Source organism: Prevotella sp. HUN102 (assembly GCF_000688375.1).
Lineage (GTDB): Bacteria > Bacteroidota > Bacteroidia > Bacteroidales > Bacteroidaceae > Prevotella.
On the sequence record NZ_JIAF01000004.1, the window covers coordinates 1,974,568 to 2,000,254 of the forward strand.

Genomic DNA, 25,687 nt, shown 5'->3' on the forward strand with positions numbered 1-25,687 from the left:
AACCACTCCACTCCTCAACGGAGCAGAGTGGCCAAATCAAATTCTAACAGTTATTATTTAAAGTCTATTTCTCAGAAATGGAATGAAAGGTCTACACCTATCTGGAATGGATTCCCCAATTGGGCAAAGGTGTATCTTGTCCCTGTTGCGGCACTCTGAACTGCGAACGTATCGTATCGGGTGTCCGTGAGGTTGCGCACCCAGAGATTGATGTTCAAAGGTCCGAAGTCGGCATCTGCGTGCGCGCCGAGCGTTGCATAGAAGTTCTGTCCGATGCTGTTCGCCTCGTCCCAATAGGTTTTACCCTGTCCGGCGAGGTTCAAGCCAACGGTAACGGAGCGCAGACGGAACTTGTTGGAAGGATCGAGCAGGGCTGCCGGGTCTACGTCTATCCGATAATCGGCATTTGCCGAGAGCGTGTGCTGCGGCACAAACGGCACCTTGTTGTCGTTATAGTCAATGCGTCCTGTTGAGGTGGAGTCAGCATATTCGTCGAAACGGGCACTTGTGAAGCCGTAGCTCAAGGCATAGTTCAGCTTGTCGGCCAGTGCCTTTCCGCGCAATGTGGCTTCCAATCCACAGGAATGGCTGCGACCGGCATTGGTCATCATTCTGCCAAAGCCATAGTTGCCCGACATTACAGACAACTGCTGGTTGCGAATCTGCATATAATAGGCAGCAGCGTCGAGTTTCATCTGTCCGCCCATCAGATTAAGATGAGCACCCACCTCGTAGTTCCAGCTCGTTTCGGGCTTGTACTCAATCGTCCTTGCTATCTTATCGTAGTAGGCGTCGTCGTGAGGAATGTCGTAGTCCCCACGGGCAGTATTGGCCGCTGCCGAGATTTCGCTCTGCAATATGTCGGAGAACATCTGAAAGTTGTAGCCGCCGGCACGATAGCCCTTCGACCAAGTGGCGTAGACGTTGCCGCCGTTATCAAAGCGATAGGTCATACCTACTTTCGGGAGCAACTGTCCGAAATGGTTGCTGTGGCGGCGCGCAAGCGTGGAAGTGATTGTCGGCTTCAGGCTCACGCCCATCACATTCTCGTCCATCAGCACGCGTGCCGATGTTTCATAGTCTATCGCCACGTGGGAATAGTCGTAGCGCAGACCCAGAGTGGCTCTCAAACGTTCGGTGAGATTGATGTTGCTCTCGTGATATACCCCGAAATTAAAAGTCGGCGTATGGAAAAGCCCCGGAATCGGTTCCATCATCATATTGATTGTGCAGCCGCCGGCACGCTTTATGTTCTCTGCCGCAATCTTCTTCGCCGCTGCCATCGCTTCGCTTTCAGGCATTCCGTTCTTTATCATTGGCTGCGCAATGCGCTTTGCCATAGAGTTCAGCATTCCGTTGTAGGCATAACCGGTAATCATCCTTGAGAGAAACGCATTCATATCCCCTTCGAAAAAGACCGGAGCCTGTGTCTTCAGCCATTCATAAGAGCCGAATGCGCCGAATGTCCACTGCCAGTTGCCCGTGTTCTTGCTCTTGATTGAGAGTTCTTCCGTGAGGGCGTTCTGGTGCTGACGCTGCTCCAAGTGCATAAAATCCCTTGGCAGATAGTCCATATCCATCAGCATATAATCTTTCAGAAACTGCCACGAGGTCATAGAACTGAGCAGGTATCCATCGCCCTTGTAGCTGATTCCCAGACCGGTGTTCAGCATATTCCTGCGGTAGTTGCTCTGCCTGTTCTGACTGGGATGCTGCGTGCCTGCCTTCAGTCCATAATAAGGAGAAGTAATGGGGGCATCGGCAATCTGCTCTTCGGTTACAATCTGTCCGTATGGGAAACCGTTCTGGCGTACATACTGATAGTCTGCTGTGAGACTGAGGCTCAGACGCTCGCCGGGATTCCACAGAAAGCGTCCCTTTCCGCCAAACTCATCGAACGCATCGGCACGCTTGCCATTGAACTGATTGCGGAAAAAGCCGTTCTGACCGTCGTAAAAAGCCGACAAGGAGAATGCCGCCTTATCATTAAGCCGTGCATAATGCCCCACTTCCGCCTTGCGCCAGAATTTATTCCCGACTGACAATTTCACGTCAGTACCCTGATATTCAAACGGATTCTTGCTGTAAATACGAATCAATCCTCCTTCGGTGTTCATTCCGTAGAGCGTGCCCTGCGGACCGTTCAGCACATCGACGCGCTCAATGCCATAGATGTGAAAGTTGAAGGCACTCTTGTTCTGAATCGGCATTCCGTCTACATAGATGCCCACAGCAGGAGAGTTGATGCGCGAACCAATGCCGCGAACATACATCGACGAAGTAAGCCGGCTTCCGTATTCGGGCATTGCAAACGAAGGCACGAATGCCGAAAGCTGACGGAGGTCCTGAACGTTCAGTCCCTTCAGTTGTCCTCCATTGAATGAAAGGCTGCTCAAGGGCTGCTGGCGCAATCGGAACGCCTCCTTCGGCTGTTCGATAACGAAGACTTCTTCAATATCGTAAACTCTGGATGTGTCGTTCAGCTCATCATTATCAGTCGCATTAGCCGTGGCTGGTAACAAAGCAGTACATAAAATACCTAAATATAATAATCTCTTGTTCATCACAAATAAAATCTCAATTCATCAATCTGTCTTAATGTGAATGCAAAGGTACATAAAATATGCAGACAAGACAATCCTTATTTATTAGGAAAACCTTTTTATCAGCCTTTTGCGAATTTTACGAGAGGACGAAGGGACGAGAAAACAAGAGGACAAGGAAACGAGAAGACGAGGGAACGAGAAGACGAGGGAACGAGAGGACGAGGGGGCAAGGAAATAAGGAAACTTGCCGTTTGTATTGTAAAGATAAATGCCCTTAAAACCCACCTTTATTTTCTCGTCATTTAGGTTTTTTCAGCCCCTGATACGAACAATGGAATTGGGATTTCGGCATTTTCAGTTGTAAAAGTCCGAAGACCGTTCTGCGTTCTTGCGAAGAATGCAAACCAATCATCGCAAGAACACATTGCGAAAGTACGAAGAAAAAGGCAAAAAACAAGGCTATTTATTCCGATTTATTGTTCATAATACGAACAATCACAGGGACTTTTAATGCACAAAAGTATTTCATTCATACATAGAAGGCTCATACTTAACGGTTTAGGTATGCACACGCATAACTCGCATATTTGAAAAATAAAAATATTTTGTCCAGAATATGCGAATTATGGAGAGGCTTTTGTCAAGATTATTCACAGAAAAACACATTCAGATTTTGCCTGAACCTATTCATTGATTACGCCGCAATGCGGACATCTTCCCTTTCTGTGCAGACGGGCACCACAGTTTCCACATTCGTAAGTGTCGCTGTGCTTGCGATACCAAACTCTGACGGCATAGTAAATATAGACTATCAGAAGCAGATAACCTATATAATATAATGTGAGAATAGAAAAGACAATATAGTTTACAGCGCAGACGGCAGCCAGTCCGCTCAGGTAGAGCACGGCATCGCCCGACTTCAACAGACGTCGGACATCATCCAATGCGGCGATTCCGATTATCAACATTCCCCACACCAACACAAGAAATATGTTCAGCAATAAGGGTTGCGAGAAGGGATTGAGCGACGGGTGGAAATAGAACTCACGCCAAGTTTCGGGAGCAAAGAGCTGAATGCTCGCATAGAAAGCTGCCGAAAGGGCTACAATGAGTGCCAAGAGCGTTGGATAGAATGAATTGATGTCGTTCCAATGCACGATATTTGCATTCCTCCGGTGTATCTTCCGCATCAGATAGCCCACTGCTATCAGGGAAATCACAACAAGGAATATCAGCAAATGGGAATTGGAGAACATAGAAATGAACTGCGAAATAGGGTCGTCGGGATCAACATTTTTCAGCAACCTGCCTTCCTGAATCCATCCAAAAGCGAAATCTTCTGTTGCCAACTGCACCCAAACAGAATCTATACTGTCGTTGGGTACGATGCGAATATCGGCCACGGCCATTGATTTTCCCTGAATAACGGGGAAAGAATCTATCTCCAGTTTATTGACGGTTTCCTCGGGTTGCTGCCGAATCAGCATCAGAGTATCCGTGCGCACCACGAAGTTGAATCCTTGCGAATAGTGGTGCCTCACACGGAAATTGAAAGAATCTATGGGATTCGTGCCTCCGTGCCATTCTGAACGCACCGTCTTTGCCTCTTCTATCAGAGAATCGTGATTAGAGAGAAGGCGTTTGGAAATCTGCGCTTCCTGAATACTGTCGGGAAGATGGAATGAAGATGGGGTCTTCTTATGGTAACAGCCATCTGTAACCATTGCAAGAACAAAGGCTATAACCACAAACACAGAACTGAACCTGCGTGTGGACGATGATGGATTGTTAGCTGACTTTTTCTTCATATCGCTTCAAAAAATTATACTGAGTAAATATTCATCTGACAATTCTTGCAGTCAAACTCCAACTTGAAGCGTTTCTTGTCGCCCAATTCGAGGAACAACGGTTCTTTCCAAGTTGGTTTTCTGCCGCCGTGAATCACGCAATAGCCGAGAGAATAGCGTATGCAATGGCGGCATTGCATCAGAATGGCAGGGTCGCTGGCAGCAGATTTCTGCCTGTTCCCTGCTTTCATGTCGGAACATTCATAGGCGGGCTGCATATTATCCAAGCCCTGTTCCTCGTAGAAAGAACGAGCTTCGTGATTAGAAATGTTATAAAGATAAGGAAATTTCTCGTATTGCGAGGGATTAACGTAAGTGAAATGCCGCTTCGTTTCCGTTGGTTTTGCAACTTTCACAGGCGAAATAATCGCCTTGCTGACCAAAGAAAGTTTGGAAAATCGTTCTACAACATTTCTTCTCAATTCGGCAAGTACACTACTGGGAACAAACAACTTATCTGCTCCTTCCTCAAGTTCTACATTATCGCAGGTATAGATGGTATTGCCAAACTTTGTCAGTTGTCTGACAATATTATCACGTTGTGGTTTCTGTGCTTCCTGATGGGCAAACGCTATCGTTGCCGTTGCTTCCTTATCCGTGTTTGGCAATGCCATCTTCAGCGAGAATCCATCTTCTGTAAGTCCGAATTTCATCGACACCTGTACTCTTCTTTCAGCACTCTTTCCACTCAATTCTTTCTCGAAAGCCTGATCTTGGTTTCTGTAAAGTGCCGTTCCCGGTTTCAGTCCCTGCGGCATCTTGAACGGATAGAGCCTGTTCCCTACGGCTCTGTTCACACGGAAGCCCTCCAGTATTTCTTTTCTGCCTTCATTGGTAGCCTGATGGTTGATGAAACACAGGCCATCGCCGTTTGCAAAAGTCGATGTACTGGAAACATTGAACGAATCCCTGCGAATCTCCTTCACTTTTCCAACATATTCGCCTAATGCTTTCGGCGTGTTTGGAGAGAAGATATTCTGCTGGCGGCCGTTCATAAAGTAGTTCGTGTAGCCACGATTGAAAGTCTTGTTCAGGTCGGGCGTAAAGTAATACTCCACCCTACCCTGTGATGCACGCCTGAATTCATTCGGATGCTTCGCAATGATGTCGTTCAGTCGCTGACTGTATGCAGAGACAACGTTCTTCACATAGTTTATATCCTTCAATCGTCCTTCTATCTTGAACGCACAGGCACCGGAACGCATCAAGGTTTCGAGATTGTCTATCTGGCACATATCTTTCAGAGACAACAGATAACGCTGTTTCTCTATTGTCGTTCCGTCTGAATCTTTCAGGTCGAATGCCATACGGCAGAACTGCGCACACGCACCACGATTGGCCGAACGGTCGAAACAATGCTGCGAAGCATAGCAGATGCCACTATAACTGACACATAATGCCCCGTGTACGAAGGCTTCAAGCTCTAATTCCGGGACAGCTTCGTGTATGGTCGAGATTTCCTTTGCAGACAGTTCGCGGGCCAGAACCACACGCTCGAATCCCAACGACTGCAACCATTTTACCTTGCCTATCGTTCGGCTGTCGCACTGTGTGCTCGAATGAAGGGCAACCTTCGTGTTCAGACGCTCTTTCACGGCTCTGAGCAAACCCATATCCTGTATGAGGAGTGCATCAACACGTGCTTCTTCCAACTGCTTGATGAGCTGAAGCATATCCTCCAGTTCATCGTCGTATATTATCGTATTGACAGTTACGTGTACCGTAGCCCCGAACTGGTGTGCATAATCGCATAATGCCTTTATATCCTCAACACTATTGCCCGCAGACTGGCGTGCGCCAAACTTTGCCGCACCAATATAAACGGCATCAGCACCGTGGTCTATTGCTGCAATACCACATTCCAAGTTTTTGGCCGGTGCCAATAATTCTATTGTCTGCATATTATTTGTTTAGTTGAACAAGTAGACGGAGAAACTACTTCAAGGTAGAATGTTTCACGTATTCTTGTTCTTCAAATACCTGTATTCTAATAATTAAATCTGCTTTATTACTGCTATCATTGCAAAACAGTCTATCCTATCTCATCAATATTGAACGGAGTAGTCTGATAAACGTAATAGTTTATCCAGTTTGAAAACAACAAGTTGGCGTGAGCTCTCCACGTTACCAACGGTCCTAATGCCGGATTATCGTCCTTATAATAATATTTGGGAAGCTCAACATCGTCCCGTTTGCCCAAATCGCGACGGTATTCGTTGTCCAAAGTGTCGGGAGCATACTCCAAATGACCCGTAATAAAGAACTCTCTTCCCTCTCGTGCCATCACGATGGACACGTCGCTTTCGGGCGATTCGGCAATGATGGTCAGCCCGGACTTGTCTTCAATATCCTTTCTCTGCACTTCCGTATGGCGACTCTGCGGCATATAGAATACATCGTCGAATCCACGGAAGATGGAGATGTCCTTAATCAAAGGATTTGTTGGGAAGATACCGAACATTTTCTTGTTTAATGGATACTTCGGAACATCGTAGAAATGATAGAGACCGGCCTGCGCTGCCCAACATATATAGAGCGTTGAGGTTACGTGCGTCCGTGCCCAGTCGAAGATTTCCTTTATCTCGGCCCAGTATCCCACTTCTTCAAATTCCATTGTTTCGACTGGCGCACCTGTAACAATCATACCATCGAACTTCTCTTCCCGAATTTTCTCGAAGTCCTTATAGAACATCATCATATGTTCTATCGGTGTATTCTTCGGTGTATGGCTGCGCAACTTCATAAAACTGATTTCCATTTGAAGAGGTGTGTTCGACAGCAGGCGCACCAAATCCGTCTCCGTAGTAATCTTCAACGGCATAAGGTTGAGAATCACAATGCGAAGCGGACGGATATCCTGCGTATGTGCACGCGAATCGTCCATCACAAAGATATTCTCCTGTTTAAGTATGTCTATGGCCGGAAGCCCGTCTGGTAGTCTTAAAGGCATCTTTCTTAATTAATTTTCAAATGTTCCGTATGTATAAATAGGTATTTGTATGCCTGCACATACAATCTTTTGCTGAACATTGCAAAGATAATAAATAAAATACAGAATTATGAAAAAGTATATACTAAAAGTAAAGGAGTATGCCAAACTTCAATGGGCATACTCCTTTTATAGGGTTTCAGATTGTCTGATTAATGCAAAAAGAAAGGTTGAAGAGCGTTGTCTCTTCTTTGTTTCTTCATTCCGCAAGAATCTATTTTACCAGAGATTCAAACGCTGTGATTCAGGCAAGAAGAGCTTGTCGGACGGTTTTACGCCGAATGCGTCGTACCAAGCCTGAATATGTGGCAAAGCACCGTTCACACGCCATACGCCCAATGCGTGAGGATCGCTCTTTGTACGGTTGCGAATTTCGGCTTCCGTGATGTTTGCCGCCCATACACCTGCATAGGCAAGGAAGAAACGCTGCTCGGGAGTGAAGCCAAGCAAGTTCTTAGCCTTCTTACCCTTGCTTGCATTCTTCAAGGCATTGAATGCAACCATCAGACCTCCGTGGTCTGCAAGATTCTCTCCCAGTGTGAGACGACCGTTACCCTTCAGGTCAGGCAAGACGTTAATGTTGCTGAAGAAATCGGCAAATGGGTTTGTCAGTGCCTTGAACTTGGCTGCATCTTCCTCAGTCCACCAGTTCTTCATATTACCATCCTTGTCATAGTTTCGGCCGCGGTCATCGAACCCGTGCGTCATTTCGTGCCCGATAACAACACCGATGGCACCGTAGTTAAATGCGTCGTCGGCCTTCGGATCGAAGAATGGATACTGAAGAATACCTGCCGGGAAGCATATCTCGTTGGTAGTAGGATTATAGTAAGCATTCACGGTCTGTGGATTCATATGCCATTCGTCCTTGTCTACCGGCTTACCGGCACGTTCCTGAACGCTGACGTTGCTCCAGAACTTACGGCAGTTCATCACATTTTCATAATATGACTTTGCTGGATCAATGTTGAGATTGCTCAAATCCTTCCACTTGTTCGGATAACCAACCTTAACATAGAAGGTAGAAAGTTTGTCAAGACCAGCTTTCTTGGTAGTCTCGCTCATCCATTCCTGTGCATTGATGCGCTCAGCAAGGCTCACCTGAAGATTCTTGATAAGTTCCTCCATACGCTGTTTGCTGCTTGCAGGGAAGTAGCGTTCGCAGTAAATCTTGCCCAATGCTTCGCCCATCTGGCTCTCAACCTGTGATGTTGCAATTTTCCAACGTGGATAGTCTTCCTTCGTTCCACGCATAGTCTTGCTGAAGAAATCGAAGTATTCGGCACGGACATCATCGCTAAGATAGTTTACTGCACCACAGATGGCATTCCATTCCATACGGGCACGGAGTTCATCGGCAGTTTCCGTCTCGGTAAGTTTGTCAAGACCTGCCAAGAATGCCGGCTGACCTACGACCATTTCCTGAATAAATTCGCTCTTGATACCTTCCGCATTGGCAAATTTCTCCAATTCGATGTTCGGATATTTCTCCTTGAAGTCGGCCAAAGTCATCTTATTGTAGTTTGCCTCTGAGTTGCGAAGCTCCGTACGGCTCTTCGATACGAGAGCCAAAGCAGTTTCAAAGCGAATGATGGCGTCGCGTTTCTTCGCTGCTTCTTCCTGAGAGAAACCGAAGAGTTTGAACATATTCACGATATGCTGCTTGTAAGCATTGCGAATATCCCTCGTAGCCTTATCGTTATCCAGATAGTAATCCTTCTGTCCGAGCGTCAGACCACTCTGATAGACAATGAAGATATTCATCTTTGCATTCTTTTCATCGGCATCGAAACCATAGCTCATAGGAATGCCGTAACCGAACAAGGCATACTTAACCTGCACGGCACGAAGGTCGTTCAAGGTCTTTGCAGCCTCCATCTCGTTGAGCAAAGGCATTACCGGTGCCACGCCTTCTTTGTTGCGACGTACTGAATCCATTGCCAACTTGTAGAAGTTGCCCAGTTTCTGCTCAACAGTTCCTTCCTTGGTTTTCTTTTTCAACAATTCATTTAGAATCGTATTGATACGCTTGTTGTTGTCCTCTTGCAACTGGTCGAACGACCCAAAGCGAGAGAATGCACCCGGCAGAGGATTGTTCTTCTGCCAACCGCCCGTAGCAAACTGATAGAAATCATCAGCTGCACGCACCGACTTGTCGAGATTCTCAGCCTTCACGCCCGGTTGGTTCTGTGCCATACCAGCCAATGGAGCTGAAGCAATCATCATCATTGGTAAGATAGATTTGATTTTCATATTTTAAAGATTTAGTAAAAAGACTGTCCCCACTCCCTATAATATATAAAAGGTAAATAGAAAACTCTACCGGGTTCAAGTCCTATGATATTTAATTCGATACTTTTATTTCAAATTTATTTCCTCGCATCTGCAAACAGACTCTGCCATTAGGGAAGACGAGCAGAAAAAGACGGAATATGTATTTACAACAGAGCTTCCAGTTCTTCGGACAGTTCCATCCATCGTTCATTCTCTTCATCCAATCCTTTCTGCAACTCGGTGTATTCGGTTACGAGTTTCATATCGCTTGCATTCTCCGGATTCATCAGGAGATTGTCGAGTTCGCTCTTACGCTCTTCCATCTGGGCTATTTTCTTCTCCGATTCCTCAACGGCACGCTGCGCTTTCTTTATCTTCTTCTGCTGTTCCTTGCGCTCGGCGTAGGACAGCGCACCGACAGAATCTTCTTTCCGTGCAGGCGTTCCCTCCTTGCCGCTCTTTACAGTTGAGGCATTGTCGCTCTTTGCAGTTTCTCCCCTGCTCGGGAGCGTCAGCGAGAGTGTGTCCTTGTCCAGATTATGCGCCCTCAGATAATCGTAGATACCACCTAAATGCTCACGCACCTTTCCTCCTCCGAACTCATAAACCTTGCTTACCAGTCCGTCGAGGAACTCACGGTCGTGAGAAACGATGATGGCCGTGCCGTCGAATGCCCTGATAGCTTCTTTCAGCACTTCCTTAGAAGCCATATCCAAGTGGTTCGTCGGCTCGTCGAGTATCAGCAGATTCACAGGCTCGAGCAGGAGTTTTATCATTGCAAGGCGTGAGCGTTCGCCGCCCGACAGCACTTTCACTTTCTTCTCCGACGTTTCTCCTCCGAACATAAATGCGCCGAGCAGATCGTTGATTCGCAATCGCATATCGCCCTTTGCCACCTCGTCTATGGTTTGGAAGATGGTCAGTTCCTCGTCGAGCAACTGTGCCTGATTCTGTGCAAAATAGCCAATCTGAATATTATGCCCTACCTTCAGGTTGCCGTCGTAAGATATCTCGCCCATAATACACTTCACGAGCGTGGACTTGCCCTCGCCGTTCTTGCCCACGAACGCCACTTTCTCGCCTCGTTTTATGGTAAGGTCCACGTTGGCAAACACCGTGTGCGCATCGTAATCCTTTCTCAAATCCTCCGTAATCACAGGATAATCGCCCGAACGAAGGCAGGGAGGAAACTTCAGTCGCATTGCAGAGTTATCCACCTCATCGACCTCTATGAGCACTATCTTCTCCAGTTGCTTCACACGCTGCTGCACCTGCACGGCTTTTGAGGCCTGATAGCGGAACCTCTCAATGAATGCTCTGATATCTGCAATCTCCTTCTGCTGATTCTCATACGCACGGAGCTGCTGCTCACGGCGTTCCTTGCGCAATACGAGATACTCGTCGTATTTTACCTTATAGTCTTCCACCCGTCCACAGGTTATCTCGAGTGTACGGTTCGTTACGTTATTGATGAAAGCACGGTCGTGCGAAACGAGCACAACAGCCTTTGCACTCTGCGCCAAAAACTGTTCCAACCACTGTATGGACTCAATGTCCAAGTGGTTGGTAGGCTCATCGAGCAGAAGAACGTCAGGACGGCGCAGCAGAATCTTCGCCAGTTCGATACGCATACGCCAACCACCGGAAAACTCCTTCGTGGGTCTGTCAAAGTCGGAGCGCAGAAAGCCGAGTCCCGTGAGCGTGCGCTCAATCTCCGCCTCGTAGTTCTCGCCTCCGAGCATCATATATCGTTCGTGCTCTTGCGTGAACTTCTCCACGAGCCGTGCATAGCTTTCACTCTCATAGTCAGTCCTCTCAGCCATTTCCTGTTGCATTTTCTCCAGCCGAGCCTCCATTTCCGTATTACCCGAGAAAGCCTTTCTGGTTTCTTCCTTCACGGTGGTGTCATCCGAGAGCTTCATTACCTGCGGCAAATATCCGAGCGTGGTGTCGTTCGGTACGGCCACCACTCCCCCCGTAGGCGTCTGCATTCCGCAGAGTATCTTTAGCATTGTGGATTTTCCTGCACCGTTCTTGCCCACGAGGGCTATCCTGTCCCGGTCGTTCACAACAAATGACACGTCCTGAAACAACGGCTTCACGCCGAACTCCACTTTCAATCCTTCTACTGCTATCATTCTTTCTATTGCATATATACCGTGCAAAGTTACGAATTTATTCCAAACTATGGATACTCCAAACTGCGGAATGTCAAATATCACAATAAAAGATGCCTCTCTTTTAGGACTACAAACTAATAATTTCGTAACTTTGCATCAACAGAAAACCTATCATCTATGGAATTAAAATACGAAGATCTGCCAATCGGATGGGAAATATGCTTCCTCGAGGAATGCAGACAAAAGGACAAATGCCTGCGATACAAGGCTGCAACCATCCTGCCCGACAACTGCTATTCGGCAAATGCCGTAACACCGAAAGTGCTGAAAACCAAGAAATGCCCTTGCTTCAAGAGCATAGAAATCGTACGCGTTGCAATGGGTTTCTCTACGATCTATCGCGAGGTCAAGGCACGGCACGCCCCCGAACTGCGTGCCTATATTTCGCAATATCTCGGAGGAAACGGGTCGTACTACCGCTATCTGCACGGCGAAAGAATGCTTATGCCCGAGCAGCAGTCGTGGATAAGGAACCTGTTCAAGGAATACGGATACGATGAAAATATTGAGTTTGACGGCTATAAAGACGCTTATCGGTTCTATGATGACTGAGGATAAAAGATTACCAAGGCGTGGTAAACCGATTACCACGGGCTGGTAAACCAATTACCAACGGTTGGTAATTCAATTACCATCGGCTGGTAAATCGATTACCATCGGTTGGTAAAAACAAATTATCATTGTGCATAGCAATCAATCATCAGCTATTCTCTCCCCGATTTCGCCTTTCCACAGCCATATCATCATTCAGCACCATACAAACTCCCTGTGTGGGAGAAATAAAAACAAGGAGAACTTCTTATGAACAAATACACGCAACACATTTCGCATACGCTCAACCTTTCGGAGAAAAGCGTAGACGCAACGCTGAACCTTCTGGACGAAGGATGCACCATACCCTTCATTGCACGCTACCGAAAGGAACGGACGGGAAATCTTGATGAAGTGCAGATTACACGCATCAGCGAGATGAACAACCGACTGAAAGAGCTGGACAAGCGAAAGGAAACAATCCTGAAAACTATCGGCGAGCAGGATAAACTCACGCCCGAGCTTGAAAAGCGTATCGCAGCGTGCTGGGATTCCACAGAACTCGAGGATATTTATCTGCCCTACAAGCCAAAACGACGCACACGTGCGCAAATTGCCCGCGAACAGGGACTGGAGCCGTTGGCATCGCTCATTCTGCTTCAGCGGGAACGCAGTCCGAAAGAAGTTGCCAAACGTTTTGTAAAGAATGATATAAAGGACGAGACGGAGGCACTTCAAGGCGCACAGGACATCATTGCCGAACTCGTGAGCGAAGACCAACAGGTGCGCAACATCGTGCGGGGATACTATCGCCGTGAAGCCGTCATCACGTCAAAGGTTGTCAAAAAGAAACAAGACGAGGAGGATGCACAGAAGTTCTCCGACTATTTCGATTTCTCAGAACCCTTGAAGCGGTGCAACAGCCACCGTCTTCTGGCAATGCGCCGCGGCGAGAGCGCAGGATTTCTCCGTGTGGGTATTTCTATTGACGGAGAGAAGTGTACCGAGCGAATCAAACGACAGTACATTCACGGCAACGGTCCGTGCCAGTCGCTCATTGCCGAAGCCATTCAGGATTCCTTCAAACGGCTCATTGACCCAAGCATAGAAAACGAATTTGCCACCTTGAGCAAGGAAAAGGCAGACGAGGAAGCCATCAAGGTGTTTGCCGAAAACCTCCGACAGCTCCTCCTCTCTGCCCCACTCGGTCAGAAGCGTGTATTGGCTCTCGACCCCGGCTTTGCCAATGGCTGCAAGACGGCGTGCCTCGACGAGCAAGGCAATCTCCTCCATCACGAAATCATCTATCCCCACCCTCCCAAGCGGCTTTATGCCCAAGCCACCATCGCCCTCCAACGTATGATCAGGCAATACAAGATTGAGGCAATAGCCATCGGGAACGGCACGGCATCGAGGGAAACAAAGGAGTTTGTAGAGGAAGCAATAAAACTAAAAGCCTCCCCAAGCCCCTCCAAAGGAGGGGATGTTATCCCTGCAAACAATAACAGTATATCCTCTCAAACGCACCCAACCACAAGCAGCGAGCATCCAACAAGGACATCCCCTCCTTTGGAGGGGCTTGGGGAGGCTTTCGGACTTGCGTCGGCTAAGATTTTCACCGTCAGCGAAGACGGTGCTTCCATCTATTCAGCTTCGCCTACTGCCCGTGAAGAGTTTCCTGATGAAGACGTAACCACTCGTGGCGCAATATCCATCGGTCGCCGACTGATGGATCCGTTGGCAGAACTCGTGAAGATTGACCCGAAGAGTATCGGCGTGGGACAGTATCAGCACGACGTAGACCAGAGCCAACTGAAACATTCGCTCGACCAGACTGTGGAAAGCTGCGTGAATCAAGTGGGCGTAAATCTCAATACAGCATCCAAGCATCTGTTGATGTATGTCAGCGGTTTAGGGTCTGCATTGGCACAGAACATCATAGACTATCGGCGTGAGAATGGTCCTTTCACTTCACGTTCACAATTAAAGAAAGTTCCCCGACTGGGCGCATCGGCCTATCAGCAATGCGCCGGTTTCCTCCGTATTCCGAACGCCAAGAATCCTCTCGACAACTCGGCCGTGCATCCCGAAAGCTACCACATCGTGGAACAGATGGCAAAGGACAAGAACTGCACAGTAAAGGAACTGATGCAGTCGCCTTCGCTTCAGAAGGAAATCAACATAGCCGACTACGCAACAGCCGAGACCGGTCTACCGACACTAACCGATATAATGAAAGAACTGGAAAAGCCGGGACTCGACCCACGTGGCGAAGTCGAGGTTTTTGAGTTCGACAAGAGCGTACATTCCATTGACGACCTCGTTGAAGGAATGGAACTGCCCGGCATCATCACGAACATTACCAACTTCGGCGCATTCGTGGATATCGGCGTACATCAGGATGGACTTGTGCATATCTCGCAGCTTGCCGACAAGTTCGTCAGCGACCCGGCTCAAGTAGTTCATCTTCATCAGCACGTTCGTGTCCGTGTTACGCAGATTGACTATCGCCGCAACCGTATCGGCTTGAGTATGAAACAGGTAAAACAATAAGGAGTTAGAAGGAGTAAAAGGAGTTAAAGGAGTTAAAGGGGGTTAAAGGGAGTTAAGACAAAAGCTCAAACTGCAAGGGCTTTTCCCATTTCCCATCTCCCACTTCCCATTTCACATTTCCCATTTCCCATTTCCCATTTAATATTTCACAGTTCTAATTATGACTTGGAAAAAATTAAAATTCTATCTTATATCTGCAATATTCGTCGTTATCGGCATGTGGTTGTACAAAGCAAGTCTATCGGAAACAGATTTTCCTCCTATCTTACTGAAATTAGTAGGACTTTCCTCAATAGTCTTCTTCGGAGGTGGGGCTTTGTTCTACACCTACAAGTCCTTAAGGTTGAAACGAAAAGGCCAAAGGCAATTGGAGTTTACAGACGAAGGCATTGTGATTATGGGAGGCCAGCCCATTCCTTGGAAGAACATTACGGGTTTTAAGTGGCAGTCATACGGCGATATGATTCTCATATTTACAAAAAATCCTCTTCAGGAAATAAATGAAGAAAAGAACTTCCTGAAACGATTCACAATGCGACTCAGCTACAAAACAACAGGTGCACTCTATGCTTTCTCTACTTCAATTATGGAAGGAGACAAGAATCAAATCCTCGAGATATGCGAAAGGGTATTAAAGAAACATACCTCATAATCCTTACTCAGGTTTTGGATAATCTTACCAACTGATGGCAACATCCCATTAATACAATGTATCTCTGAGTTCAGCCCTATTCCGAACTCAGAGATACAAGGTTATAATTAAGAATCCACAATTTATTCAGACATCATCGTTATTTCAATTCGCCGGTTGGATTGCAGCAAATCCTTTGCTATTTGCTGAACATCGGCTGAGGTAAGACGGTTCACGAGGCCTTCATAATCGGTGTGGAGGTCGATACCGGTGCGCAGCCGATTATAGATAATGCTCTCCCAATAGCCATTGTTCACGATACTTTGCCGATAGGCTTTCAGCAAATACTTCTTTACCTTATCCATACTCGACTCCAACGGACCGTTCTCTGCAATATGCTCAATCTGCCTATATATAATAGGTATCAGCATTTCATATTTTGCAGGATCAGTTCTGAAATTGATTTTCACGAGCGAGGTGGGCGAACTGTTCTTGTCGAACGATGTCTGCACGCCAACACCATAGGTGCCGCCCTTTTCCTCGCGCACGGAATCGGTATAGGCGATTGAAAGCACACGCTTGAACACGTCGAGCGCAAGGTCGTTTTGGGCAGTATATGGCTCGTCGAAGGTGTAGAAAATATTTACAAGCGTGGAAGGAGTGTTCATTTTCTTCTTGAAAATATGCGTCTCGTTCACGTTGCGTACTTGTGGATAAGTGTTCCTGAATGTTTCTATCTTGCCCTTTGCAGGGAGCGAAGCAACATACTGGCAGAGCAACGGCCGAAGCTCTTCGAGGTTGATGTTGCCTACGAGCACCATCTTGAAGCCCGAGGCATCGCTGAAACGTTCCTTGTAAATTTGGAAAATGCGTTCGTATGAAACCTGATTCAGACGCTCGGCTTTCAATGGTTGGAGACGAGGATGGTTGCCGTAGACGATGGCCATAACGGAATCGTTGTAGGAAACCTGTGGATTGGCCTCACGATTGGTAAGGAAAGAGCGCATCGTGTTCACGCTGCCTGTAAATTTCTCTGCATCCTTGCGGGGAGAAGTGAAGTAGAGATACGTGAGTTCCATCAACGTCTTCAGGTCTTTCACAGATGAAGAACCGTTTATCGACTGTGTTTCCTGACCGATGCTTGGTGCTATACGGACAATTCTCGCCGAGAGCATCTTCTCGAGTTGCGTATTGGTAAACTCGCCAACGCCTGCTTCGTTGATGGCTGTTGAGAGCAACTGGAAGTTGATTGCGTCGGCATCTGGATAAAGCGACTGACCACCTTCGCCATAGAAACGCATAGTGATTTGGTCTTTGGCAAAATCAGTAGTCTTTACATACACTTCTACGCCGTTGCTGAGCACTATTTTCTTTACGCCAAACTTATCCCAGTCGCTTTCGCTCTTGATTTTTCCTTTCTTGGGAAGTTTCGCTATCAGTTCCTTTGCTATGGTTTCTTCCTTGTAGGGCGCATAGTTTTTAGCCTGAGCATCGAGCACATATTTCTCGAATGTGGCTTCGTCGGCTATGGGGAAGTCGGTTTTGTCAGGTGCATAGACGGTAAGCACCTGATTCTTATTGGAAATCAGTTCCTTCGTGGCAGCATTTACCTCCTCCAAAGTGATTTCAGCAGAGAACTTCCTGATGAGTTCCAAATCGTATTCTGCCGTTGTCATCGGTTCGTTTTCGATGAAATGATTGAGTGCTGCACGCACGAAATAGCTGTTGCGGCGGTCGTTTCGTTCGGCAAATCTGCGTTCGGCGGTTTTCAGTTGCTGTGCCTTTGCACGCTCCAATTCGCCGATTGTGAATCCGTAACGACGCGCACGCTCCGTTTCTGCAATGGCTGCATCGAACGACTTCTTCACATTCTCCTGCAGACATCCGAATGATACGGAGAAAGCCTCCTTTGTACGTGATACAAGGAATTTACCCGAACTTATGGATGCGCTGTGGAATGGTGGATTTGCCTGTTTCTTGATATCATTCAAATGGCTGTTGAGCATATAAACGATGAGTCGGCTCACATAGTTGTCGCGCTGATACATTACCGTATTTTTTTCATTATCGGGCGTTGCATCGTGCTTCATATAGAGGTTTGCGAGCATAATGGGCTGTTCGCTGTCTTTATCAATGGCAACAATCATCTTGTCGTTGTCATTTACGGGATAGTAAATGCGTTCGGCTGGGTTTATCGGTTTCGGAATATCGGAAAATGTCTGTTTGATTTTCGCTTCAATCCGGTCTACATCAATATCACCGACGATGATAATAGCCTGCAAATCCGGGCGATACCACTTCTGATAATAGTCTCGAAGGTCTTTATAGGGAAAGTTGTCCACAATATCCATCGACCCGATTGGCAGACAATCCTCGTATTTTGTACCTTTATATACGGTAGGCAACACACGTTCCATCATTCGCTGAACGGCCATTCCGGCACGCCGGGTGCGCCATTCTTCGTGAATCACGCCACGCTCCTTGTCTATTTCCTCATCGGTAAGCAAGAGAAAATGGCTCCAGTCGTGAAGAATGAGGAGTGTTGAGTCGATGATTGACTCACGTTTTACAGGCACGGATGAAATGTTGTAGACCGTCTGTTCTACACTGGTGTAGGCATTGAGGTTTGAACCAAACTTCACACCGATGGATTCGCACCACGGAACGATGTTGGGCGACGAGCCTTTGCCCGTGAAATGCTTTGTTCCGTTGAATGCCATGTGTTCGAGGAAGTGGGCAAGCCCACGCTGACGGGGTTCTTCCAAAATTGAACCCACGCGCTGCGCTATGTAGAAATCGGCAATTCCTGCTTCCTTTGCGTTGTGGCGAATGTAATAAGTAAGTCCGTTCTCGAGCTTTCCTGTCCTGAAGGATTTATCTTGCTGGACGTTTTGTGCCTTTGCCGTAAAAGGACAGAATAGAAGAAGTGCCGCAATCAATAGCCCTCCGTGTTGTATTCTCTTGGCGAAAGTATTCTTTAATAATGTTTTTATCATCTTGTTGTTTGTTGTAATTTGCTTTTTTTGAAGTGAATTTGCCCATCCTTTGAAATGAATCGCAGACAACAAAGGTCGTCAGGCGCACCTGATTTAGAACACACAACCCACTCGGAAATGGAGCGTGGTATGGTCTTTCCCTAATGTATATTCGCTGATTTTGCCGGCTTTCCGATGATTGACTTGTGCAAGCACATAGGTATGGAGAGTGGTTTTCGGAATGATGAACGAGTATTTCACAGAGCCGTTGAGCAAATAGCGCGAAGCTGTGAGGTAATCGTACTCACGATAGAGGTAGGGAATCATCGTGTTCATACCAGTCTGCTTGTCGGATGGCGTGATGAAAGTGCCGTCTTCAAATAGATTTCCGCTGCCGTTGAGATAGCTTCCACCTAACGACAGAGTGAGAAGCTGTTTTCCAATCGGGAAATTGTGCGACGCCTGCATAAAAATCTCTGTACTGCGCAGTTCCTGTCTGCGGAAATATGGATAGTAATATGCCGTTTGCTTTCGGCGCATCAAGTCTACACCGAGTTGCAAAGTTGTTGTTGGCAGGTCGCCGTTGATGTTGTAATAGCCCGAATAAGCTATACGAGTGTTCGCCCACAGCTTGTTGGCAGTCTTAATGGGGTCGTAATATTCGTAATAACTGGTGCCTGTTTCTTCCGTTACGGAACGGTAAGACTGCTTTTCATTAACGAGATTCTCTACCTCCATACTTACATTTAGCTGATGTAGATGGCGAGTTTGCTGCCACGCCAACTGTCCATCGTATTTATAAATGTTGGAATGGTGGCGCGTGAAGATGATTGTATAAGGAGAATCCTTACCATAATAGCCTTGCCGATGTGCGAAAAGCATATTGTTGAAGAAGGAAAAACTGCCGAAATGGAACGACAGTTGCACATCGGCACCGTGGCTTTGGTCCAGAATCGGAAACTCATTGTTCTTGTCGGTAAGCCCTGAATTGCTGAACTGCTCAATATCGCCGATGAACACGCCATAATTGATGAGCGACTTGTAGGTGCGTTCCGTCTTTCCGTATTCGCTGAATTTCAAACTCTCCGTGTTTCGGTGGTAATAATAGTTCGCACCGATTTTCATAAAGTTGCCGACGGGTGCCATCAGTCCCACGGTAACGGTCATATCCAACAGAGAGTTTTTGTGTCTGAGATCTTTGTATTTGGCATAATTGGCAGCCGTGTAGTCAAGCCTTGCACCGAGTGAGAATCCTTTGTAAAGGTCGATTCCAAATGCGCCAATCAGTTGATAGGTATCACGATGCTTCTTTCCGATGTTGGTAAGCGAGTCTTCCGTGATGTCGAATGGTCGTCTGGTAGGGTCAATCCACGCCGAACCTGCCATTTCCTTTCCTGTGTAATTATCATATTCCATCTTTCCATAGACTACCGTTCGCTTGTTGAGACGATAGAACGACTCTACATTTGCACCGACTTGAAAGGTGCGTGGCGATTGATAATAGTCAATCAGTCCACCTTTGCCGTACTGAAACCCTACTTCGCCTGTGGAGATGGACTTGCGATTGTAGATCGTAAGCCCCGACGCATTGTGCTGATGGAGCCAAACATTCTGTTGTCTTACAAAATCGAAGTCGCGGTATACGCCGGTTGAATCGCAAGAGACAGCAAAGCATTGAGCGGAAGCCACGAAAGCTCCACCCAATGCTATGATATATGATAATATTTTATTCAAAACGTTATGTGTTTTACTTATCAGGAACTGTACCTTTCTTAGTTGCGGATAGAGAATTTATCGCGTTCGTGAAAATCGTTTGTCGAGTTGTTGGTATCCATATAAATAATGTGAGCACCGTTCTTGATAGATGCTTCAGCATCAATACCGCTTGGATCCTTCGCATAGCCGGTTACCAACTTACCTGCATTTTCAGGCAAAGCCTCTGTTGCAGCCTTGTCTACATTGCGATACAGGGTGTGTCCTAACTTGTTTGTGAGGGAAACTGAACCTGCATCAATATCGGAAGTGAAACGCTTTTTGTTTTCTGTTGATGAGGTTGTGAAGATTTCTATACCATCAAGAACCCATTCTCTTGGCACTTTCAGACATCTGAATGCCTGTGTTCCTTGCCATTTCGGCGCATAAACCTCATTGTCGGCATTGGCAGCGAAGGCAGCCGGAGAGGAATCCTTTGTCTGGAAAATCATAAATGCAGGGGATGTTACGCTCACTGCCCAAGCATTTTGCATAGAAATCAGCGCGCCCTTCAAATAGTGAGAAGTAGGAATTACTTCTGATGGAGAAGGGTAATAGTTCTTGTTGTGGAAACCTGCTTCAGGATCATACATACAGTAATAGTCCTTGTTGGCGTAATTTACCGACTGGCTGTGTGTCTGTGTGTTGTCGATAGAACCCATAAAGCTGACTACCACCTGAGAGTAAGGCTTGATAACCAATGCCTGTTGGAACCACCACATACCACCTGTTGCAGGAATGTAGCCCTCTGATTCGTAGCGAAGCGCACCGTTTGCATCATACCAATCGTTTGATGGTGCTTGTGAATTGTACGGATCAATGATACCGAAGCAGAGATTATTCAAAACGGCAGTCTTGTTACTGTTGTTATAGAGAATACAGCCCTTGTCCTGTTGGAAATAATCAGTGCCAACGTCTTTCGGACAACCACCATTATAGAGTTCCTTGATAATAACCTGATCGGCATTCTGATCCTGAATCATAGAGAACGAAACGTTCTTGACTGCCGTGGTCATAACAGAATCGACTGTGCCATCTTCGTGTGTTACAACCATATAATAACCTTGTGCGCTGCTGTTAAGTGCGAATGCAGCGATTGCCAATAAGGAGAGTAAAATCTTTTTCATATTGCTGTTTTATATTTTTGCTATTGATAAATAAATGTTGTTAGAAAAATTAGTTGTTTACTATCTTCATACTTTTGTTAGGTGTGCGTAAGATGTAAGCACCCTTAGGAAGATCGCGCAAACCAAGACCTGCAATGCCAGACTCATCTGCAATTACCTGCTTTACCAACTGTCCGTTGATGGTATAGATAGCCACACGGTCGCCTGCCTTCAAGCCCTTGAATTCTGCTGTCTGGAAACTGAATGATGGTTCTGAAGTCTTGGGATTGTCGGCGTTTAGGTCGTTGATGCCCGTTGATACTTTCTTAACCGTGAAGTGATAATCTTTCACGTCTTTGATAGCTAACTCAACAACGTCGCCATTGCAGGCTACAACGAGGGCTTCTTTACTGAACGTAACCAGAGGATTCGTGTCAAGAGCATAGGAACTCTCCGTGCCATCGCTCTGTGAAACGACCAAATAGGTCATTTCTATTGTCTCTTCGGCAGTACCGGCAAAGATTTGTCCCGGCAAAGCTAAGGCAAGAGCAATAGCCAATGTTTTAAATGATTTTCTTTTCATATTATTACTGATTAAATTAAGACTGAACGTTTGTGTCCAATTTTTTCTTTTACTGATTAATGTATGATTCGCTTTTTAGACATTGATAGCTTCAACGGAATATGATTGGTGCTATCCGGAGATATTACTATCAGGCTTTTCACACCATTGAAGAAGTAGCGGTAATCGTAGGTTTCGTGCGTGTTGGACGAACGTGCCTCGTAGATTCCGGGCGTTACCGTGAAGTGTGCCACGCCATTAGCATCTGTTGAATCTACAAATATGGATCCCTTGCCGTCTATAAGCTCCACCCTCGCACCGGCATAAGGCTCGGAACCGTTGGGAAAGACAAGTTCTACCGACACGTTGCACACTTCCATATCTTCATCGTAGCTGCAAGCCGTGAAGGAAACAGCAAACAGGGCAAGCATAATAAGTCTGATTTTCATATTCAATTACAATTTAAGTTTCAGCGAAAGGCCATAGTAAAATCTGGGAATATATCCACTTCCGAAGAGAGTGGTCTCCAAATCTGTCTGTGAAGAACGAACCTTCGCCATATTGTTGAAGAAGTTGTTGGCATAGAACGATAGTGTAACGTGGTCGCCTATCTCTTTTGTAATGCTCAAATTGGCAGAGAAATAGCCCGAACGACGGTTGGGATTCATCACATAGGCATAGTTTGAGCGCACCACCATACGTGCCAAATCGTTGTAGAGCGCACGGTTGTTATCTTTTGCCCACTTGAACTTCTCAAGGAATGGAATTAATTCATCCGGATTTTCCCAAGTGCTGTAATATTCAGGATATACTACCAAATACTTATCGCGCAGCGAACGGTCGTAAGGAGTGCCGAAATAATCTCCTCGCTTCTCGAGAACGTATGCACGACTTCCATCAGAATATTCGCTTATCGAACGACTGTATTCATAGAGTGAAGCCTCTATGCGCAATGCTACCACCATTCTTATTTTCGGAATGTGTGTCGTTATCGTTGTATTGATGTTTGCTTCGTGGCTGATTGCACCGTTTGCAATGGCTGCGTGGGCTGAATATGAAGTGGATGTGGCATTTGCTCCCTTGTAATAAGCAATATATTGATACGGCTGTCCATTGCTCATCACGATACCGTTCACGCTTGAGGGAATATCAGCAAAGAGCATTTCGTTCCTACCTTTATAATAGTAGAAGTTCCCATCGACTCTGATTGAGGTGCGAAGCGACTTTATCTGCTTGAAATCGAATATCCATTCCACACCATAACGCTCAAGAGGTGTTCCATTGACATACTTCATATTACTGTAATAAGCCTGTCGCTCGGTATAGTCCAACTGAACAGGCTGCTGCGCTCCTGTTTTATCCGTAACCGTTACGATACCTGTCTGTTGATCAATGGTGTATTGTCTGTTGGCTGAAGGAATACTAAGGTGTTCCAAAGCACGCTGACTTGTGAACTTGTATTTGTAGGGCGAGTAGGAAACGGTTGCCATATAGGGGTGGAATGTCTTGTTGTAGAAACCGGAAATCGTGATACGGTTGCCCAAAACATCCATTTCCACACCTACGTCGGTTTGATGCGTAGACTGCCATTTCAATTCGGGATTGTACAAGGCTGAAGAAACGTAGGTGTTATAGCCGTAGAAAGCCTTGTTGTCCACCGTGCTGCCCGGTGTGAAAATCAATCTGTCGGTATACGATGGCGACGGATAAAGCACCTGAAACGATGGCAGTTTCACGGATTTTCCCCAACCGGCGTGAATACTCAGGTTGCGCACCCAAGCCTCACGACCTTTCCAAAAGATATATCGGGTGTTGATACGTGGCGAAAGACTGGAAGCCGTACCGTAATCCGACCCACTAATGAATGTGAAATCGCTGCGCAAACCTGCCGTAAGTTCAAAACCGGAACGCTTGCCGGTCTTGATTCCGATTTTCTCTTCGCCGTAAAGTGCCACATTGTTGAGTGCCGGGAGGTCAATATACTTGTATTCTCGCCACGATGGAGCCAATCGCATATCCTCATAATAGGTGCCTCTACCATAATTCTTGCTGCCCGTAAAGTCGATGCCGAGGAGAAGTTTATTTCGGAAAATGCTGAATTGCCTGCTCCAGTCGGCTTTCATTTTTACGGAATAACTGAGTGCGCGTGAGTCGTTGAACGATTTTTCATGCCAATATCCGGTAGGACCGAGTATGATGTCGGCATTAGGATTCTCGTCGTATTCCGTGGCTACGAAATAACCGTTCTCCCTTGAGTGGATGGCTGCTTGAGTAGCTGCGCTGCTTGTATTTTCATAGACTTCTGATTTACGGTCTTTGTAGTCGATGGAAGCCTTCAACGACAAGTTGGTTATCCAAGTTTTATTGAGCAACCAGTCCAAGGATAACTGCGCACGCCAGTTGTTATCGCGCTGTTTGGTGTAATCGTCAAGTTCCTGATCAGGGTCATTTTTTGAGTTATATCCACCCACATTTCCCGAAACACCCGCATTGAGCGTTAGTGGAAAACGTTCACGCATAAACACATTCATATAGTTAAGCGAGAAATTGTTGCGCTGATAGGCTGTGAAAGGCGATGCGGCATCGGAGAATGAACGGGCGTGTTCCAGAGAAACATTCAGCATACCATTATTGTTTCGGAGGTCGAAACCCTTGTGCAGTGCTACTTGACGTGTGTGCTGATTCAGCTTTCCTTCCACTATGAAGGGAGATTTACCCTTTCGCGTGCTTACTTTTACCACGCCATTGTTCAAATCTCCGTATTCCACGGATGGAATTCCCGTTACGATTTCCACGCTTTCCACGTTTGACGAACTCACACTTCGCGTACTTGCACCGAGCGTAGAACCTAATGTGGCATTGTTGTCGAGCCGCACCCCATCCACTTCTATCGCCGTTCCGAACGATGAGTTTCCCATTTCATTTGCATTGGCACGCAGCATAATTCGGTTATCGTTCATCAGAGAACTGTTGATAGTCTTTCCACCGGGCAGCAAAGTTGCAATATCTCCAATATTGATAATCTGCTGATTGTCGAGTGCCATACGGTCTATAATATAAGAGGTGGTGGCTTCGTCGCCCTTTCGTTTTGCCACAACCTCTATTTCGTCTAATTTTAGATTGTCTTCCTTCATCTTGATAACGAGGTCTATGCGATTATTGCCCACAGAGACCATAGTAGACTTGGTCGCATAGCCCAGACATTGCACCGTCAATGTAGACTTCCCACGTGGCACTTTAGTGATTGTGAACGCTCCCTTTTCGTTGGTGATTGCCCACAAGCCCGATTCCTTCAGCAAGATGGAAGCAAATTCAATAGGTTTTCCGTCCTTTTCGTTCAGCACCTTACCTGCAATAACAGCTTGCTGTGCCAGAGTCGAAAGGGTTATCGTAAAAAATAGTATTGAGAATATAATTAACTTTTTCATCAAGAATAATTCTTTTGAAATTGCAAATTTATCAGTTTCCAAGAATATTCGCAATACCTAAAAACTACGATTTTAAGACTTCTGAATTATTCTTAATTCATTATATTTATGTAGGATAACTTCCTTTGAATTAAAAAACTTTCTCAAAACAAGCATTCTTATAACCTAAGTTAGGTATTCCTTTATACCAACTTTCGGGTATTCTCAAAGAATGACTTAAAAAATAAGGTGGAAAGCACATTATTTGCTTTCCACCTTGTTCATTTATAAGAAGATATTAATTTCTTATCCTTTTATTTTTGCTTTCTTATTC

The 25,687-nt window shown here is 46.3% G+C and carries 15 protein-coding genes; 3 read left to right on the forward strand and 12 right to left on the reverse strand.

Annotated features, from left to right (window positions below):
• Nucleotides 1-71: 71 nt before the first annotated feature.
• The 6 genes from P150_RS0113795 to P150_RS0113825 form a co-directional block, all read right to left on the reverse strand.
• Nucleotides 72-2,564, reverse strand: coding sequence for a TonB-dependent receptor (locus tag P150_RS0113795; protein WP_028898201.1), 2,493 nt, complete (start codon nt 2,562-2,564; stop codon nt 72-74).
• Nucleotides 2,565-3,229: 665 nt separating this feature from the next.
• On the reverse strand, nt 3,230-4,270 hold the full coding sequence (locus P150_RS0113805; RefSeq protein WP_155953053.1) for a zinc ribbon domain-containing protein: 1,041 nt from the start codon (nt 4,268-4,270) through the stop codon (nt 3,230-3,232).
• A 98-nt stretch (nt 4,271-4,368) separates the two neighbouring features.
• Nucleotides 4,369-6,294 (reverse strand): U32 family peptidase, encoded by a 1,926-nt coding sequence (locus P150_RS0113810; RefSeq protein WP_028898204.1) that lies wholly within the window; start codon nt 6,292-6,294, stop codon nt 4,369-4,371.
• 131 nt (nt 6,295-6,425) lie between these two features.
• Nucleotides 6,426-7,343 (reverse strand): homoserine O-succinyltransferase, encoded by a 918-nt coding sequence (gene metA, locus P150_RS0113815; protein WP_028898205.1) that lies wholly within the window; start codon nt 7,341-7,343, stop codon nt 6,426-6,428.
• A gap of 258 nt (nt 7,344-7,601) precedes the next feature.
• Complete coding sequence (locus tag P150_RS0113820) at nt 7,602-9,635, reverse strand: M13 family metallopeptidase (RefSeq protein WP_028898206.1); 2,034 nt, start codon at nt 9,633-9,635, stop codon at nt 7,602-7,604.
• Between the two features lie 185 nt (nt 9,636-9,820).
• Nucleotides 9,821-11,794: an ABC-F family ATP-binding cassette domain-containing protein gene (locus P150_RS0113825; protein WP_028898207.1), complete on the reverse strand. Its 1,974-nt coding sequence runs from the start codon at nt 11,792-11,794 to the stop codon at nt 9,821-9,823.
• A 159-nt stretch (nt 11,795-11,953) separates the two neighbouring features.
• Here P150_RS0113825 and P150_RS0113830 point away from each other — a divergent pair, with 159 nt between their 5' ends.
• The 3 genes from P150_RS0113830 (at nt 11,954) to P150_RS18160 (ending at nt 15,572) form a co-directional block, all read left to right on the forward strand.
• Nucleotides 11,954-12,388: a DUF6078 family protein gene (locus tag P150_RS0113830; RefSeq protein ID WP_028898208.1), complete on the forward strand. Its 435-nt coding sequence runs from the start codon at nt 11,954-11,956 to the stop codon at nt 12,386-12,388.
• A 249-nt stretch (nt 12,389-12,637) separates the two neighbouring features.
• On the forward strand, nt 12,638-14,920 hold the full coding sequence (locus P150_RS0113835; protein WP_028898209.1) for a Tex family protein: 2,283 nt from the start codon (nt 12,638-12,640) through the stop codon (nt 14,918-14,920).
• Between the two features lie 160 nt (nt 14,921-15,080).
• Nucleotides 15,081-15,572, forward strand: coding sequence for an STM3941 family protein (locus P150_RS18160; protein WP_028898210.1), 492 nt, complete (start codon nt 15,081-15,083; stop codon nt 15,570-15,572).
• Between the two features lie 122 nt (nt 15,573-15,694).
• On the opposite strand, the gene P150_RS0113845 is transcribed toward P150_RS18160, so the two are convergent.
• From P150_RS0113845 to P150_RS0113870, 6 genes are all read right to left on the reverse strand, one after another.
• Nucleotides 15,695-18,547: a pitrilysin family protein gene (locus P150_RS0113845; protein WP_081819335.1), complete on the reverse strand. Its 2,853-nt coding sequence runs from the start codon at nt 18,545-18,547 to the stop codon at nt 15,695-15,697.
• Between the two features lie 93 nt (nt 18,548-18,640).
• Nucleotides 18,641-20,260 carry a DUF6850 family outer membrane beta-barrel protein gene (locus tag P150_RS0113850; protein ID WP_028898212.1) on the reverse strand — a complete coding sequence of 540 codons (1,620 nt, stop codon included), beginning with the start codon at nt 20,258-20,260 and terminating at the stop codon, nt 18,641-18,643.
• A 38-nt stretch (nt 20,261-20,298) separates the two neighbouring features.
• Complete coding sequence (locus tag P150_RS0113855; RefSeq protein ID WP_028898213.1) at nt 20,299-21,405, reverse strand: DUF4876 domain-containing protein; 1,107 nt, start codon at nt 21,403-21,405, stop codon at nt 20,299-20,301.
• A gap of 49 nt (nt 21,406-21,454) precedes the next feature.
• The gene (locus P150_RS0113860) at nt 21,455-21,967 is read right to left on the reverse strand and encodes a hypothetical protein (RefSeq protein ID WP_028898214.1); all 513 of its coding nucleotides are present in this window, start codon (nt 21,965-21,967) and stop codon (nt 21,455-21,457) included.
• A 56-nt stretch (nt 21,968-22,023) separates the two neighbouring features.
• Nucleotides 22,024-22,395, reverse strand: coding sequence for a hypothetical protein (locus P150_RS0113865; protein ID WP_028898215.1), 372 nt, complete (start codon nt 22,393-22,395; stop codon nt 22,024-22,026).
• A gap of 6 nt (nt 22,396-22,401) precedes the next feature.
• Nucleotides 22,402-25,374 carry a TonB-dependent receptor domain-containing protein gene (locus P150_RS0113870; protein ID WP_028898216.1) on the reverse strand — a complete coding sequence of 991 codons (2,973 nt, stop codon included), beginning with the start codon at nt 25,372-25,374 and terminating at the stop codon, nt 22,402-22,404.
• Nucleotides 25,375-25,687 lie beyond the last annotated feature (313 nt).